The following is a 16,115-nucleotide window of genomic DNA, read 5'->3' as shown; positions in this document are numbered from 1 at the left end:
CTAAAAAGCTGGTGGTAAGATAAAACCTCGTTTTACGGGGTTTTTTTATAAGAAAAATAAAAATATGGTAAACAGATGAGTACAGAAAAACAGATACAAACATTAACAGCATTGTTGGAAGAGTATAATTATCAATATTATGTGCAGGATCATCCGAGTGTACCGGACAGTGAATATGACCGTTTATTTCAGCAGTTACTGGCCCTGGAAAAAGCACACCCTGAATACGTAAATGTCAATTCTCCCACGCAAAAAGTTGGTGGTTTGGCATTAAGTAAGTTTGAACAAGTGACCCATCGCATACCTATGCTCAGTTTAGATAATGTTTTTGCCGAACAGGCATTATCTGATTTTATACAGCGGGCGATTGAGCGCTCTGATCAATCATGCGCTTTTTGTATCGAGCCCAAGCTGGACGGTCTGGCGGCAAGTATCATTTATGAAAACGGATTATTAGTGCAGGCGGCCACACGTGGTGATGGGCAAACCGGTGAGAATGTTACTGAAAACGTAAAAACCATTGCCAACCTGCCACTAAAACTGCGCGGGCAGAATATACCGCCTTTGCTGGAAGTGCGCGGCGAAGTGTTTATGCCGAAAGCGGGGTTTAACAAACTCAATGAAGGTTTGCTTGCCGCGGGTGAAAAGCCCTTTGTCAATCCGCGTAATGCTGCCGCGGGCAGTTTACGGCAATTAGACTCTAAAATTGCGGCCAGCCGTCCGTTAGCTTTTTATTGTTATGGTGTGGGTGTTTTCGAAGGCGATTTGGCGGGCAGTCAATTTGAGCGTATCCAGCAGTTAAAAGGCTGGGGTTTACCGGTTTCAGAGGAAGTTAAGCGCATTATCGGTAAACAAGAATGTCAGGCTTATTATGAGAACATGCAGTTAAAACGTGCCGCTTTAGCCTACGAAATTGATGGTGTGGTCTATAAAGTTGATGATATTGCTTTGCAGGAGCGTTTAGGTTTTGTAGCAAGAGCGCCGCGCTGGGCAACGGCTTATAAGTTTCCTGCAGAAGAAGCGGTCACTGTTGTTGAAAATGTCGAATTTCAGGTTGGGCGCACCGGTGCAATTACTCCCGTTGCAAAACTGAAACCTGTCTTTGTTGGCGGCGTGACCGTGTCCAATGCCACGCTGCATAATAAAGATGAAATAGAACGTTTAGGCGTTTTAATTGGCGATCAAGTTGTGGTACGCCGCGCGGGGGATGTGATTCCTCAAGTTGCGCGTGTTTTAACAGATAAACGCGATCCCGGGACAACACGTGAGATACTCTTTCCAACAGTTTGTCCTGTTTGCCAAAGTTCGCTGGAGCGTATTGAAGGTGAGGCAGTAACACGCTGCAGCGGCGGGCTGTATTGTGAAGCGCAGCGCAAAGAAGCAATTAAACATTTCTCTTCCCGTAAAGCCTTAGATATTGATGGATTAGGCAATAAAATTGTCGAATTGTTAGTGGATCAAAAAATGATCGAACATCCTGCGGATCTGTTTAACCTGACGGCGCAGCAGCTCGCATCGTTACCTCGAATGGGCGAAGTATCCGCTAAAAAGTTGATTAACCGGCTGCAAATTTGTAAACAAACCACACTGGCTCGTTTTCTTTATTCTTTAGGTATCCGGGAGGTCGGTGAAGCGACTGCAAATAATTTAGCCAACCATTACCAAACCCTTGAAGCGGTTAAAAAGGCGGAGGTTGAAGATCTTAAAAAGGTTGCTGATGTGGGCGATATTGTTGCTAAACATGTTTATTATTTCTTCCGCCAGGCGCACAATATTGAGGTATTGGATAAATTGCTTGCAGCCGGGATCCACTGGCCGGAGATAAAAGCGGTTGAACAACAACAGCAGCCATTATTGGGACAAACCTTTGTGATCACCGGTTCATTTGCCAGTCTATCCCGAACTGATATTAAAAATGCATTGCAGGCTTTAGGCGCAAAGGTTGCCGGTAGTGTTTCTAAAAAGACGGGCACAGTTGTCGCCGGCGAGGCAGCCGGATCAAAGCTGACTAAAGCGCAAGATCTCGGTATCGATATTTTGGATGAAGCGGCTTTATCAGCACTGCTGGCAAAATATAAGCAATAAAATAAAAGACTGGCCCTGCCTGTATCCCCATGAGACTTCAAGATGACAAAGCATATTGAAATAACATGGGTATATATTGCTTTCATAATTACAGGACAGGTCACGGCTTGTTGTATTTGAAGTTTGTAAAATAAAAGCGGAGGTGATGAGCTTTAAAGATATATTGACTGTGAAGGGGCTTTACGTCCAGGGCATTAATAACATTGGGTGACTCGATGAAAAAAATTAAAAATGAATCTCAATTATTACAACATGCAATCAAGTTAGGGGCTGCATACGCATTAAAACGCGGTTATGCCGGTATAGATGGTACCACTTCAGCTAAGGATAAACAGGAGTGTATTTACCGTTTATTAGTGCAGGATAAACTGGTTTCGCCATTAGCAAAAGATCAGGAAACATCGGTTAATATTCGCCATAAACTGGTGCTCTGGATAAGCAAACATCTACCGCCGGATCACTCTTTGTTGCAATAAGCAGAATTATTGCCATTTTTTCCGGGGGGATTTTTTGCATCAGGGGAACCGTAAGGTTAATTGAACATAAACCTGCGGCTGCAATTGTCTTTTAATAAAACGGTCTTGAATTAAATTTGGAAAATTCAATGACCGTTTTTATTACAGAAACTGTTATCCGTTTTTTCTATACAGTCCTAAATAAAAAAGCGCCAGTAGCTATAAGAGAAAATAGAAATCAGCAGTATTGCAAAGAGATTTAATAAAAAACCATAGCGAATCATACTTTTCACATCAACAGCACCGCAGCTCATGGCAATCGCATTTGGCGGTGTCGCAATGGGCAGCATAAACGCATAACTGGCACAGACAGTTGCGGTCATCATTAACAATCTTGTATCTAAGCCATTTTGCTGACCGAGAGCGTAAATAACCGGCAATATCATGGAAATAAGCGCGGTATTGCTGGTTATTTCCGTTGTGAAGGTGACCAGCGCAGCGATCAAAAGAATCAATAGGATTGTTGGTAACTGACTAAAAGTCTGCAGAAAAAAAGCTAACTGCTCGGCTAAACCTGAAGTAGTGAAAACATGGGCAATAGAAAATCCGGCGCCAAATAAAAACAGAATTTCAAAAGGAATTTTTTTGCTGTCTGACCAGTTAAGGATATTCAGGGGCGGAAGAAACAGGATTAATCCTGCCGACAATAAAATGCCTTTTTCATTTAAACCTAACCCGTCATAGTAGGGTTGTATTGGCGAGTTGATAAAAAGCAATACGATTAAAAGGAGCAGGACAGCTGTTACTTTTTTTTGCTCCGCGCTCAGATTCCCTTGCGGTTTAGTTTGCCGTATCACCAACTGTTTGTGCTTTGTTCCCCATGAAAGTACCCAGCCAAGAAATATAAACAGAATTGATGCCAGGGGGAACACCAATAAAACCCATTGTATAAATGGGATGCTTTTTAAATCGAACTGCCCGAGTAGCCCAAAGAGAATCAAATTAGGGGGTGTGCCGATCGGAGTGATAATGCCGCCAATACTGGTTCCGTAACAGATCGCTAATGCGAAGCGTTTTTTTAGCCCCTCATCTTCAGTCAAAAACAGTGCCAGCGGGAGTAATAACAGGCAACTGGTGGTATTAGATAAAAATGCGCTGAGACAACCTGCGGTTAAGGCAAGGGCATAGATCATACCCGTTATTGTGTTTGCAAAAACCGTTAATATTTTATTGGCGATGACTTTATGCAGTGCAGTTTTTTCAACCGCAATCGCTATTAAAAACCCGCCGATAAACAAAAAAATAGTTGATTCGCTGTAGTTACGCGTGACATCGTTGGTGGATAAAAGATCAAAAGCAGGAAAGAGAATTATCGGTAGTAATGAAACCACTCCCAGCGGTAACGCACTATTACTCCATAAAATAACTAATAAACAGATTAATGCCAGTGCAGTTGCCTGAAGGGGAACCAGCCAAATAACGGCGATAAAATAGAGCAGGTAAGCGCAAGCAACAGAGAATAATATTTTACCAAGATTATTATCCATCTTTCTAATCCGCAAAAGGAATACACAGCTATAACTTTAGACTTGATCATGGCATCTATGGAGAAAAAGGAGGAATAAAAGACTTATCATTGTTGGGATTTTCGACTACGACGATTTGAGGCTCTGTCCGGCACGCTGGTGGGTACCGGGCGTCTTTCTGCTAACAGATGTTTTATAGCCAGAATAGGGTGTTTAAACAGCATACGCGGTCCGGCATAACGCATAATGGCGCGTGCCTGTTCGCGCTGCTCTTTTTTATAACAATGGATAGGGCATTTATTGCAGGTCGGTTTGTTTTGTCCGTAAGGGCACCGGTCCAATTTTTCATTGGCGTACAGGATAAATTCGGCACATTTTAAACAAGGTGGTTGTTGATCTTTACAAGAATGATGTGCTTTACAATAAATATTAACCATCGCTTTGATGGTTTTAAATTCTAAACCCAAATTTGCCGGTAAATAATGCGCTTTATCCATATGAAATCACAGTTTGTTGATTGAGCTACAATCATACTTTTAATTCACGTAGAATACAGGCAATAACCCATTTTTTATTTAAGAGTCCTTAACTTTGATCTCATCTTTTTTTTCCGCCTCAGGTGCCTTAAGTAAAAAACTGCCTTTTTTTATCTCCCGGGATGCTCAGGTCAAAATGGCTGAAGCCGTCGCTTTGACGATTAAAAATAAACAGCGCCTGGTGGTCGAGGCGGAAACGGGGACAGGAAAAACCTTTGCTTATTTAGCACCCGCGTTATTAACTTTTGATAAAGGCACCTCGGGAAAAATTATCATTTCTACGGGCAGCAAAGCGTTACAGGAACAGCTCTTTGTAAAAGACTTACCCTTATTAATAACAGCGACGAACTTTACCGGCTCTGTGACCTTGTTAAAAGGGCGCAGCAACTATCTGTGCAATGAACGTCTCAATCGTTTTATGCTGGAAAGTAAACATAAAGATAAAGCACTGCAAATCGAGCTGATAAAAATAAAAAACTGGTCCATTGCAAGTAAAACCGGTGATCTTGCAGAGGTCAAAGATCTTGCCGAAGACTCACTTATTATTCCGGCCATTACCAGTAATAATGACAACTGCTTAGGACGGGAGTGTCCCAGTTTCGATGATTGTTTTATTGTAAAAGCGCGTAAAAAAGCGATGGATGCGGATCTCGTGGTGATCAATCATCATCTGTTTTTTGCTGATCTGGCGGTCAAGGAAACCGGATTTGGAGAATTGATGCCGGAAGCGGGCGTTTATATCTTTGATGAAGCGCATCAACTGCCGGATATCGCCAGTTTATATTTTGGTGAATCTCTGTCGAGCCGGCAGCTGATTGAGCTTGCCAAAGAGATAGACTTCGTCTACCGCACCGAGCTTCGGGAAGCTAAACAGATGTCCAAGGCCGCCGAGCAATTACGTTTAAGTGTGTTGGATTTCCGCATGGCCTTTGCCATGGAAAAAGGCACCGGCAGTTGGCGGGAGAAATCGAAACAGCGGGTGATGCAGCTGCATGTTCAGCGTGTCCTGCAGGTGATGGATTTTTTAAACGAAGTGATCCTTGCCCGATTAGGCAAAAGTGAAGTGCTGGATCATTGTTTTGAACGGCTGACACAATTCACCTTACTGTTTAAAAAACTAAACAGCGTTAATGAAACCGGCTTCAGCTACTGGTTTGACTGTACAAAACAACATTTTTCATTAAACATCACCCCATTAAGTGTTGCTCAGCGTTTTCAATCAGAATGTGATAAAAAACAGGCAAGCTGGATCTTTACTTCGGCAACCCTGTCCGTGCAGGGGCAGTTCAGCCATTTTACCGAGTTACTGGGGCTGCAGGACAGTCAGTGCCTACAGCTGAGCAGCCCCTTTGATTACGCTAAACAGACTTTATTTGTAGTACCACGGTTACTGCCCGAACCGGGAACACCCGGTTTGGCCGAGAAATTAATAAAAGAATTAGCACCTGTTATCCGCGCCAGTAAAGGGCGTTGTTTCTTTTTATGTACCAGCCATGCCATGATGAATCAGCTGGCAACGGGCTTTCGGCAAATATTAACCCTGCCGGTATTATTGCAGGGAGAAAAAAGTAAGCAGGCACTGCTTGACGAGTTTGTCAGCCATGGTAATGCGTTGTTGGTGGCCACCGGTAGCTTTTGGGAAGGGGTGGATGTACGCGGACAGACTTTATCCTGTGTGATTATTGATAAAATTCCCTTTACCGCTCCCGATGAACCGCTATTAAAAGCGCGCATGGAAGATGCGCAGTTAAAAGGTAAAGATCCCTTTTCCGAAGTACAGCTGCCTCAGGCGGTTATCACCTTTAAGCAGGGGGTGGGGCGGCTGATTCGAGCTGAGCAGGACAAAGGGGTTTTGATCGTTTGCGATACGCGTTTGGTGACACGTAACTATGGTAATCTGTTTCTTAATAGTTTACCTTGCATGCCGCGCACCCGCAGTGTAGAAAATGCGATAGATTTTTTAAAGACCATTGATTGATTTTTCCTCAATCCAGCAACCAAGCTGGTAATGTGACCCGATAAAGATAGGCCAAATATGTCCAAAGAGTTAAATATTTTATGTATAGATACTTCAACCGAAGCCTGTTCCGTTGCCCTGCTTCGCCAGACAGCGACCGAGCAGAAGATTAGCGAACAGTTTATGCTCGCACCCCGTGAGCATACGGCAAAGATTCTGCCTGCTGTCGAGCAGGTATTAGAGTCGTCCGGGATAAATTTATCGGCTATTGATATTATTGCTTATGGCCGGGGACCGGGCAGTTTTACCGGCGTCCGCATAGGTATCAGTATTGCCCAGGGACTCGCTTTCGGTATTGATAAAAACATGGTCGGCGTTTCGACATTGCAGGCGATGGCACAACAGGCATTTGCTATGTGTACGGCTGAAGATGTGTATGCTGCAATTGATGCGCGTATGGGCGAAGTTTATTTTGCATATTATCGCCTGGAAGGGGCGTTAATGGTGTTGGTTGATACGGAAGTGGTTATTAAACCCGAGGATCTGCTGGCAGAGCAGATAGAGGTTGCTGAAAATGCTGTGTTAGTGGGTACCGGCTGGGCGGCTTATCCGGAATTAAGCGAATACTTCAAAGATGCTAAAAAAATAGAGATCGATTTTCCCAACGCACGGTTTATGCTTGACCAGGTCGTTGACAGTGTCAATAAGTCACTGGATATTGCACCTGAATCAGCCAGTGCAGTTTACTTACGGGATAAAGTCACCTGGAAAAAACTGCCTGGACGTGAATAAAGTTTATTCAATGATGCTTTCGTTTGTTATTGGTTTAAGGAAGGTTTGATGTTGCGCTTGATTTTTATTGCCGGTTTATTATTGAGCAGTTTTTATGTTAATAGTCAGCCTTACCCGATTAATTTAACGCCTGTCCAAGCTGATGCATTGGGGCAGCTTATCTGGAAAAATGAAGGGCAGCAAAAACTGCAGCATCTGACAACCTGGAATCAAAATGAAGATTTCCCATCATTAGGTCTAGGGCATTTTATTTGGTATCCCAATGCTAAAAAAGGCCCATTTAAAGAACAATTTCCTGAATTATTACAATATTTCAAAAAACAGGGAGTTGTTTTACCGCAATGGCTTGCACAAAGTGAGTCAGCTCCTTGGAAAAACCGTGAACAATTTTATCGCGAGTTTGATCAGGCACAACTCACTGAACTAAGGCTTTTATTAAGTAAACACCTTGATTTACAAGTACAGTTTATTATCAAACGTCTGGAAAACGGCATTCCGTTAATATTAGCTGATAGCGATGCAACGGAAAAAAAAGTTATCCATTATCAACTCGCCCGCTTAACCGCTACGCCTGAAGGCCTTTTTGTTTTATTGGATTACATTAACTTTAAAGGTGAGGGGGTGTCGTTAAAAGAACGATATCAGGGACAGGGATGGGGATTAAAGCAGGTATTATTAACCATGCCCCTTGACTACGATAATGTTTTGCGTGTTTTTGCCTTATCCGCTGATGAAGTACTCACCCGCCGCGTTAAAAATTCCCCTAAGGACGAATTGCACTGGCTAAATGGTTGGCGGGTACGCCTGCAGGGATACCAAAGTATTACACTTAAATAATTAATTACACTAAATAATTGAATTCAAGAATTTTATAGTTTCCGTTTAACAGATAAACGGTACAATAAATACAACAGTAAATTTCCACTTTAAATTAAAGGTCTTGCATATGTTTTATCGAATTATACGTAGTTTTTTGTTCATGCTAAATCCAGAAAAAGCACATAATGTTTCAATGAAACAGTTTAAATTGACCCATGGAACCCTTTTGGATCTTTTTTATCGCCAGAAAGTACAGCACAGACCTGTAGAGGTGATGGGATTGACATTTCCGAATTCAATCGGTCTGGCCGCCGGTCTGGATAAAAATGGGGAGTGCATTGATGCCTTCGGTGCAATTGGTTTTGGTCATATTGAAGTGGGAACAGTAACACCTGTTGCGCAGCCCGGTAATGAAGGCCCAAGAATATTCAGAGTATTGGAGTCAGAGGGTATTATTAACCGCATGGGCTTTAACAACGACGGGGTTGATAATTTAATTAAGAATGTACAGGACAGCAATTATAAAGGTGTTATTGGTATTAACATCGGAAAAAACTTCTCCACACCTGTTGAAGAAGGTAAAAATGATTACTTATTATGTATGGATAAAGTTTATCCACACGCCGGTTACATTGCGGTAAATATTTCATCACCGAATACCCCCGGATTACGTTCATTACAGTACGGTGAAGCACTGGATGAATTATTGGATGCACTAAAAACACGTCAAAGCGAACTCGCAGCTAAATATGATAAATATGTGCCGCTTGCCCTGAAAGTTGCACCGGATCTTAGTGATCAGGAGATTGAAAGTATCGCTAACTCATTATTGAAATATAAAATCGACGGTTTGATCGCAACCAATACCACCCTGGATCGCGAAATGATCAAAGGTATGTCCCATGCGGGCGAAGCTGGTGGTCTAAGCGGTCGTCCTCTGCAAAATAAGAGCACTGTTGTAATAACAAAATTTGCCGCGTTATTAAAAGGAGAGATTCCGATTATTGGTGTTGGTGGCATCGACAGTGTCAGTGCTGCGAAAGAAAAAATACAAGCGGGGGCAAGTCTGGTACAAATTTATACAGGTTTTATCTATCATGGCCCCAAACTGGTTAAAAATATTGTAAACTATATTTAAACTATTTCTCCGGCTCTGTTTGTGCAGAGCCGCAATATCAGGTAAATGACTTTGTGTAAACCGGCGTATCCACTTGTTGATTTCAGACCGCAGGCAAATTGGCATTGGCTATTTGATCAAAGCAGAGCGACGTTAACCCTGGATATGGGTAACAGTGCTGTAGATATTAGCTATAAAAGCTCAATGCTGACATATCAATTTGATAAGCCGGTGTTTTTTACCATTGAAGATGTTGCCTGTTATATTGATTTTTTTGAAGATCCCGCATTAGATGCATATTCTCCGGCATTCAGATGTAAGCTTATTCTGCATATACTGGCCGTTAGGTTATTTCACAAACCTATCATGCCGAAAAATTGGTTGTTTGATTCGCATCCGGGTAAGCCGTATCAGAGCGCCCGGGGCGATCATGTAATATTAATATCATCCGCTGTTAAACAGGCAAAAACCTATTTTGTGTTAGATAATAGCGATGATTTTCTCTTATGTATGCTGGTTGAGAAATCCCACGCATTGACACCCTGCCGGACTTTTAACCAGTTTCAGATTGTTAAAGTCGCCCATGATAAAATAGCGGCAAAAAAATCATAATATAAGCGAACAACAATTCTGCAACTGTAGGTAAAGCCGCCATTATTGAAGTTGCTTTGCTTGCATTTCTGGTGCTTTTCTCCCTGTTTTTGCTGTGGTTGATTTTGAATAAAAAACCACTAAATATGCATAATAATATGAATCATTGCTTCTTTTGTGCTTTTATAGTCTGCTAATGACTATTTTTATGTATTTATTTGCTTTAATTACACTTTTTATATACTTGAATTTATTATGTGTTTTGGCTATAAAGGCAACTATTTTAATTATACCTCAAGGATTTAAATGAACACTGACACACATGTTTCGAATCGATGGTCAAATCGATACTCGTACATTTTAGCTGCGACGGGTGCTGCCGTCGGACTCGGCAACCTATGGAAATTTCCATATATCATGGGCGAAAATGGCGGCGGTGCGTTCGTTTTTGTTTATCTCTTATGTATATTCTTTATCGGCATACCGGTATTGATGGCTGAAGCTGTGATTGGTAAGCGCGGGCGTTCAACACCTGCCAACGCTGCAGCGCATGTTGCAACTGAGTCAGGCCGTTCATCTCATTGGTCGATTATCGGCACAATGGGTGTGACTGCGGGATTTTTAATCTTAAGTTTTTATGCGGTTATTGCCGGTTGGGCAGTGGCTTACGTATTTTTTGCCGGCAGTGGTGAGTTCAGTGCTGCTGCGGCTGACCCTGCAACCAATGCAGAAACAATCGGTGCATTATTTACCAATTTAATAACCAGTGCACCACAACTGCTTCTCTGGTCAAGCCTAACCATCGCTGCTGCTGTTTTCGTGATCTCAAAAGGCGTGAAAGACGGCCTGGAAAATGCCATTACTTATTTAATGCCGGCTTTACTGCTACTGCTTCTAGGTATTATGTTCTACTCAGCCGTTGTTGGTGATTTTGCTTCTGCCTTTAATTTTATGTTCCATATTGATTTTTCTCAATTGACTATAGAAGGTGTATTAGTGGCATTGGGTCATGCATTCTTTACCCTGAGTTTAGCGATGGGTATTATGATGATTTACGGAGCATATCTGCCTAAAGATGTTTCCATTGTTAAAACATCTATCATGATCGCCATTGCCGATACAATTGTTGCATTGATTGCAGGCTTAGCTATTTACCCAATTGTATTTGCTAATGGGTTAGAGCCGAGCGCCGGACCAGGCCTGTTGTTCCAAACGATTCCTATTGCCTTTGGCTCTATGCCTTTCGGTGACTTTGTTGGTACGTTATTCTTTGTAATGGTAGTCTTTGCTGCATTCACCTCTGTTATTGCGCTGCTTGAGTCGCCAACAGCTTATTTGGTTGAACGCCAAAATATGAGTCGTACTAAAGGCGCCGTCGTTGCCGGAGCTGCCGTTTGGGTTTTATGTTTATGCAGCATTTACTCCTTTGCCGGCGCAGAATGGACCAAATTGTCCTTCGGTATGGGCGGTGATATTTTTGAATTCTTAGATTACATTACTGCGAATATCCTATTGCCGCTTGGCGGCTTATTGATCTCAATCTTTGCCGGTTGGGTGATTAAACCAGAAATTTTGAAAGAAGAGTTCAATCTATCTGATCAGCACTTCTCTATCGTATTAGTGCTGTTACGCTACGTTGCTCCATTAGGTATCCTGTTTGTCTTCGCTAACTCAATAGGTCTGTTTTAATTTAACAGGTTTATTTCTCGGAGCAGCTTAAGCTTCATGAAGCTGCACCCCGGTTAGCCGTTTCAGGCACGGAAAAACCGTTTAGTGAAAACTAAGCGGTTTTTTTATTTCAGGCAAAAAAAAAGCAACTCATCGAGTTGCTCTGTTTAAGCTTTTTTAAATTAACTCATTTTGACGGCACGTAAAATAACAAACTTTTTGTTTTCGCTGACTAATTCACAGTTACCAAAAATACGTTTTAGTTTGTCCTGATAGTCAAGGTGACGATTTCCAACGATTATTAACTCACCGTGATCCACTAAACAGAAGTGTGCATCGTTAAACATACTCCAGGCAATCTGATCTGTTATGGCGTGTTGCTGATGAAAAGGCGGGTTACACAAAATCAAATCGTATGTACGAGGTTTGAAACCGACTAGGCCATTGTTCACCACAAATCGAGCATTTTCAGTTTGCTCTTCGGGCAAATTTTTGAGCATATTGATGCGCGCGGAATCGATTGCCATATAAGACTCATCGATAAAGGTGATTTGTGCTTGCGGGTAGGCGACGGCGGCGGCCATACCGATAATACCGTTGCCGCAACCCAGATCGACAATTTTAGAAAAATCACCTTCCGGCAGATTATCCATCAGGAAGCGGCCGCCAATATCCAAGTGGTTACGAGAAAATACATTGGCATGGTTATGAATTTTCCAGCCGCGTTTCTCAATTTCCCAGGTAAGGGCTATCTCTTTTTCAACTTGCTCTTTTGCTTCAGGTAAGCTGAATATTAAACGTGATTTCTTTTTCGCTAATGAGGTTTTTGTTGTACCTATATATTTTTCAAACAGATCCAGCGTTGAATTGTGAATCTGGTTGACTTTACCCGCACCGATAACGATCGTCTCGGAAGTTAATACTGACTGTAATTGCTGCAATAGATATTCAAGGTAGGAAAGTGTTTTCGGTATTTTAATCAATACAATTTTTGTATTTTCAGGAAAGGGCTGCAGGCTATCCTGTAAAAGGACATTTTCTTCAGAGCAGCGATTACGCTGCATATTCAGCTTAATGGAATTAATTGATAAATAAGAGTCTGAAACAACCGTACGTTGGAAATTCTGAAAATAACATGCTAGTGCGCCGAAGCCGTCATTAAGAAGTAATATTTGTTCATTTTCAGCAAGCTGTTTGTGCAGTTCATTTTCATAAAAATAATTAATAAGGTATTCATCGGCAGAATCCCATGCTTGTAAAGTTTCATTTTTAATTCTTGGGTGACGATGCAGTACCAGATTTTGCTCTGCAATGTTCAGTGTTTCATTCATAGGATTTGCTCAGTGCTTTTAAATTGTAAAAACAAGCATTTTAGCCTGAACCGGCCCAATAGGTAAGCTATATTGTTACCTGTAAGTAAAATAGTCGATTTTATAAATAGTTAACCTCAATTCTGGCTAAGCAAATAGATACAGCAGCGTTATTTTCGCGTATTTCTGCGTTAAATCATCTCCCCATAGCCAGCTTTGCTTCGATGATTTGCCTTGAATTACACAAAGCTAACAGCACTGTATAATACAAACCTTTACTATGTTGATATTAAAGGAAATTACGAGTCCATTATTCAGAACTGAGGTTAGTTATGCAGCTCTGTTAATATTTAATCCACCTTTTTTTTGTGCCTAAAGATAGGCATAATAGCGCCATCTTAAATTCCCCCTTATTTACAGGACTAAATTATGCCAATTAAAACCGCCTTATTGGAGCGTAGTAACTCTGCTTGTGAACTCTGTGCAAGTACTTCTAACTTATCTATTTTTGAAGTCCCGCCAGTCGCTGAGCCTAACTCAGATAAAGCTGTTTTAGTTTGTGATACCTGCGCATCACAAATCACTAAAAATACTGCAATGGACAGTAACCACTGGCGCTGCCTGAATGACAGTATGTGGAGTCAGGTAGCGGCCGTTCAGGTGCTTGCTTATCGTATGTTAACGCGTCTTGCTAAGAGTGAAGGCTGGGCGCAGGACTTGATAGATATGATGTATATGGAAGATGAAACCAAAGCATGGGCTGATTACAACGTTGCTGAAGATCAAATTGAAGAGGTTGCGCCCACACGTGATTCAAATGGTGCCGTTTTAGCTGCCGGTGATAATGTTACTTTAATTAAAGATCTGGAAGTGAAAGGGGCTAACTTTACCGCTAAACGCGGCACACCGGTGCGTAATATCTCTTTAACGGATAATCCGGAGCATATTGAAGGCCGTGTTAATGGCGTACGCATTGTATTATTAACGCAATACATCAAGAAGATGCCTGCCGCACTTAACGAAAAATAGCTGTAAGCTGCCATTCGTTACAGATAAAAAGTTAACTTCCCTTACCATCAATGGATAGCTGATGGTAAGGGACATTTTTTGCTATCAGAAGTTAAAGAACTTTCCAACTCATTTTTTCTCCGGCTTTGATCGGCACGACCTGATCATTACCAAAACTCATCGTTGCAGGCACATCCCAGCTTGATTTCTCAAGGGTAATAGTATCCTTATTGCGTGGCAGGTTATAAAAATCCGGACCATTAAAACTGGCAAATGCTTCCAGTTTGTCTAATGCATCGGCCTGGGCAAATACTTCTGCATATAACTCAATCGCTGCGTGAGCGGTATAAGATCCCGCACAACCACAAGCTGATTCTTTACGATCTACTGCATGTGGCGCAGAATCTGTCCCTAAAAAGAATTTCTTAGAGCCGCTGGTCACCGCTTTGATTAATGCCTGCTGGTGAATATTACGCTTTAAAATAGGTAAACAATAAAAGTGCGGGCGTATACCGCCTACCAGCATGTGGTTACGGTTAAACATTAAATGGTGGGCGGTAACGGTTGCTGCTACATTGTTGCCAGCATTATTAACAAACTCAACGGCATTCGCTGTAGTGATATGTTCCAGTACTACTTTCAGATTTGGATAAGTTGCAACGATTGGGGCAAGCACGGTTTTTAAGAAAACCTCTTCACGGTCAAAAATATCGATATCATTGCTAGTGACCTCACCGTGGATCAGCAGCGGCATACCGACTTCCTGCATGGCAAGCAGTGGCTCTTTAATTTTTTCAATGGAGCTAACACCTGAATCTGAGTTGGTCGTTGCACCGGCGGGATATAACTTAACCGCAAAAATTTGACCAGATGCTTTGGCTTTTTTTATCTCATCAGCAGTGGTGTTATCTGTTAAATACAAGGTCATTAGGGGGGTGAAGCTAGCTTTGGGTTTTGCTGCCAAAATTCTTGACTGGTAAGCAAGTGCCAATTCTGTATTCGTTACCGGGGGAACAAGGTTGGGCATAATAATAGCCCGGCCCATATAACGGCTCGTGTCGCGTACAGTATCAATTAATACATCACCATCGCGTAAATGCAAATGCCAGTCGTCCGGGCGGGTTATTGTGATTGTGGTCGTCATGATTATCTCCGTTCAGTTTTAACTATATTACAAGTATCAAGCAGTGAACTAAAGGCAAATTTACTTTTCATTTCCTGCTTAGGAAGACATGACGGTCGTTACCTTTAACTTGTGCAAGACATAACAGAGGTTAGCGGTTGAACATCTTCACAATTTTGCAATGTTTTGAAGAATATCGCCAGCAACTAAGCATTTTCTAAGGAAAGCTTGATATTTCCACGTCATACTGGAGTAATACCAATCAGATTAATTATCTGATCATTTATGCTTGTTAAAATAAATGCTAGCTAGACATAAAACTACGTTTTAGTCTTTGTTATTGATTTTGCAATTAGAGCAACTAGTTACTGCAATCAATGCCTCGCTTTCATTTATTTTTCCTGACGCCTAAACAGATCATTTAATTAATCCAATTGGTATAATCAATTAGTTAAAAGAAGAAATAATCAGTTATGAGCCGATTTTTGCGAATACTTACCATTTTAATAGCCTCATTGAATGCGGGCATAAGCGTTGCCGGGCAAACGACCAGTGAGCAATGGTTACCTGAAATTAATATGCCCGGGTATCAAAACAAGGTGGTTTATCTGGATTTTTGGGCATCATGGTGCATACCATGCCGTTTGTCATTTCCGTGGTTAAATGAGATGCAGGCTAAATACCGGGATCAAGGACTGGTTATTATCGCGGTTAATCTTGACCGGGATGTAAACAATGCTAGGCAGTTTGTTAAACGTTATCCTGCCGATTTCCTGCTCTATTCTGATCCTAAAGGACTGCTTGCGCAACAATATAGAATTACTGCTATGCCGAGCTCCTATCTTTTTTCCGGAGAAGGGCAGTTAATCGATAAACATCTTGGTTTTAAAAAAAGTGAAGTTGCCAACTATGAAGCAAATATTGTGAAATTATTAGAGCAACTGACTACAAAAAAGGCAGCAGGTGAATGAACTTTTACTACTGACCTTAGGGTCTGTTGATCTTTCGCGGTTAATTTTTGTTCGAGATAAAAGCGTTTTAATCGCGACGCGAGGTGTGTAGCTTAGTCATTCTAAGTAAATACCTCGCAACAAAGAGTAAAACGCTTTTAGCCGACCCCTTCGGGCA

Annotated in this window: 14 protein-coding genes; 10 read left to right on the top strand and 4 right to left on the bottom strand. The window is 41.7% G+C overall.

All coding sequences use genetic code 11. The annotated features are described in order from the left end of the window. The first annotated feature begins 75 nt into the window (after nucleotides 1–75). The gene (gene ligA / locus ABZA00_RS05360; RefSeq protein WP_372881112.1) at nucleotides 76–2,085 is read left to right on the top strand and encodes an NAD-dependent DNA ligase LigA; all 2,010 of its coding nucleotides are present in this window, start codon (nucleotides 76–78) and stop codon (nucleotides 2,083–2,085) included. Between the two features lie 215 nt (nucleotides 2,086–2,300). Next, complete coding sequence (locus ABZA00_RS05355; RefSeq protein WP_372881111.1) at nucleotides 2,301–2,561, top strand: DUF5062 family protein; 261 nt, start codon at nucleotides 2,301–2,303, stop codon at nucleotides 2,559–2,561. A 176-nt stretch (nucleotides 2,562–2,737) separates the two neighbouring features. On the opposite strand, the gene ABZA00_RS05350 is transcribed toward ABZA00_RS05355, so the two are convergent. After that, nucleotides 2,738–4,087, bottom strand: a complete 1,350-nt coding sequence (locus tag ABZA00_RS05350) for a DASS family sodium-coupled anion symporter (RefSeq protein WP_372881110.1) — start codon at nucleotides 4,085–4,087, stop codon at nucleotides 2,738–2,740. 86 nt (nucleotides 4,088–4,173) lie between these two features. Then, nucleotides 4,174–4,563 carry a nitrous oxide-stimulated promoter family protein gene (locus ABZA00_RS05345; RefSeq protein ID WP_372881109.1) on the bottom strand — a complete coding sequence of 130 codons (390 nt, stop codon included), beginning with the start codon at nucleotides 4,561–4,563 and terminating at the stop codon, nucleotides 4,174–4,176. A gap of 94 nt (nucleotides 4,564–4,657) precedes the next feature. Between ABZA00_RS05345 and ABZA00_RS05340 the strand changes: the two genes are divergently transcribed. The 6 genes from ABZA00_RS05340 to ABZA00_RS05315 all read left to right on the top strand — a co-directional run bounded on the left by ABZA00_RS05340 (nucleotide 4,658) and on the right by ABZA00_RS05315 (nucleotide 11,567). Then, nucleotides 4,658–6,580: an ATP-dependent DNA helicase gene (locus ABZA00_RS05340; RefSeq protein ID WP_372881108.1), complete on the top strand. Its 1,923-nt coding sequence runs from the start codon at nucleotides 4,658–4,660 to the stop codon at nucleotides 6,578–6,580. A 57-nt stretch (nucleotides 6,581–6,637) separates the two neighbouring features. Next, entirely contained in the window at nucleotides 6,638–7,351 is a 714-nt protein-coding gene (tsaB, locus tag ABZA00_RS05335; RefSeq protein ID WP_372881107.1) for a tRNA (adenosine(37)-N6)-threonylcarbamoyltransferase complex dimerization subunit type 1 TsaB, read from the top strand. Between the two features lie 48 nt (nucleotides 7,352–7,399). After that, nucleotides 7,400–8,188: a hypothetical protein gene (locus ABZA00_RS05330; RefSeq protein ID WP_372881106.1), complete on the top strand. Its 789-nt coding sequence runs from the start codon at nucleotides 7,400–7,402 to the stop codon at nucleotides 8,186–8,188. Nucleotides 8,189–8,297: 109 nt separating this feature from the next. Continuing rightward, nucleotides 8,298–9,308, top strand: coding sequence for a quinone-dependent dihydroorotate dehydrogenase (pyrD, locus tag ABZA00_RS05325; protein WP_372881105.1), 1,011 nt, complete (start codon nucleotides 8,298–8,300; stop codon nucleotides 9,306–9,308). 51 nt (nucleotides 9,309–9,359) lie between these two features. Then, nucleotides 9,360–9,899: a cell division protein ZapC domain-containing protein gene (locus ABZA00_RS05320; RefSeq protein ID WP_372881104.1), complete on the top strand. Its 540-nt coding sequence runs from the start codon at nucleotides 9,360–9,362 to the stop codon at nucleotides 9,897–9,899. A gap of 285 nt (nucleotides 9,900–10,184) precedes the next feature. Continuing rightward, complete coding sequence (locus ABZA00_RS05315; RefSeq protein ID WP_372881103.1) at nucleotides 10,185–11,567, top strand: sodium-dependent transporter; 1,383 nt, start codon at nucleotides 10,185–10,187, stop codon at nucleotides 11,565–11,567. A gap of 161 nt (nucleotides 11,568–11,728) precedes the next feature. On the opposite strand, the gene ABZA00_RS05310 is transcribed toward ABZA00_RS05315, so the two are convergent. Then, nucleotides 11,729–12,877, bottom strand: a complete 1,149-nt coding sequence (locus ABZA00_RS05310) for a methyltransferase (protein ID WP_372881102.1) — start codon at nucleotides 12,875–12,877, stop codon at nucleotides 11,729–11,731. Nucleotides 12,878–13,285: 408 nt separating this feature from the next. Between ABZA00_RS05310 and ABZA00_RS05305 the strand changes: the two genes are divergently transcribed. Further along, complete coding sequence (locus tag ABZA00_RS05305; RefSeq protein ID WP_372881101.1) at nucleotides 13,286–13,885, top strand: PhnA domain-containing protein; 600 nt, start codon at nucleotides 13,286–13,288, stop codon at nucleotides 13,883–13,885. Between the two features lie 91 nt (nucleotides 13,886–13,976). Here ABZA00_RS05305 and pyrC read toward each other — a convergent pair whose 3' ends face one another. Beyond that, nucleotides 13,977–15,008 (bottom strand): dihydroorotase, encoded by a 1,032-nt coding sequence (pyrC, locus tag ABZA00_RS05300; protein ID WP_372881100.1) that lies wholly within the window; start codon nucleotides 15,006–15,008, stop codon nucleotides 13,977–13,979. Between the two features lie 452 nt (nucleotides 15,009–15,460). Between pyrC and ABZA00_RS05295 the strand changes: the two genes are divergently transcribed. Continuing rightward, nucleotides 15,461–15,958: a TlpA disulfide reductase family protein gene (locus tag ABZA00_RS05295; RefSeq protein WP_372881099.1), complete on the top strand. Its 498-nt coding sequence runs from the start codon at nucleotides 15,461–15,463 to the stop codon at nucleotides 15,956–15,958. Nucleotides 15,959–16,115 lie beyond the last annotated feature (157 nt).

Origin of the sequence: Psychromonas sp. (assembly GCF_041586535.1) — a bacterium.
Lineage (GTDB): Bacteria > Pseudomonadota > Gammaproteobacteria > Enterobacterales > Psychromonadaceae > Psychromonas.
This window is presented reverse-complemented; position numbering and strand designations above follow the sequence as displayed.

Excerpts from the sequence above, each read along its gene's own strand:
- ligA (WP_372881112.1), top strand. The coding sequence starts at position 76 with ATGAGTACAGAAAAACAGATACAAACATTAACAGCATTGTTGGAAGAG.
- ABZA00_RS05355 (WP_372881111.1), top strand. The coding sequence starts at position 2,301 with ATGAAAAAAATTAAAAATGAATCTCAATTATTACAACATGCAATCAAG.
- ABZA00_RS05350 (WP_372881110.1), bottom strand. The coding sequence starts at position 4,087 with ATGGATAATAATCTTGGTAAAATATTATTCTCTGTTGCTTGCGCTTAC.
- ABZA00_RS05345 (WP_372881109.1), bottom strand. The coding sequence starts at position 4,563 with ATGGATAAAGCGCATTATTTACCGGCAAATTTGGGTTTAGAATTTAAA.
- tsaB (WP_372881107.1), top strand. The coding sequence starts at position 6,638 with ATGTCCAAAGAGTTAAATATTTTATGTATAGATACTTCAACCGAAGCC.
- ABZA00_RS05330 (WP_372881106.1), top strand. The coding sequence starts at position 7,400 with ATGTTGCGCTTGATTTTTATTGCCGGTTTATTATTGAGCAGTTTTTAT.
- pyrD (WP_372881105.1), top strand. The coding sequence starts at position 8,298 with ATGTTTTATCGAATTATACGTAGTTTTTTGTTCATGCTAAATCCAGAA.
- ABZA00_RS05315 (WP_372881103.1), top strand. The coding sequence starts at position 10,185 with ATGAACACTGACACACATGTTTCGAATCGATGGTCAAATCGATACTCG.
- ABZA00_RS05310 (WP_372881102.1), bottom strand. The coding sequence starts at position 12,877 with ATGAATGAAACACTGAACATTGCAGAGCAAAATCTGGTACTGCATCGT.
- ABZA00_RS05305 (WP_372881101.1), top strand. The coding sequence starts at position 13,286 with ATGCCAATTAAAACCGCCTTATTGGAGCGTAGTAACTCTGCTTGTGAA.
- pyrC (WP_372881100.1), bottom strand. The coding sequence starts at position 15,008 with ATGACGACCACAATCACAATAACCCGCCCGGACGACTGGCATTTGCAT.
- ABZA00_RS05295 (WP_372881099.1), top strand. The coding sequence starts at position 15,461 with ATGAGCCGATTTTTGCGAATACTTACCATTTTAATAGCCTCATTGAAT.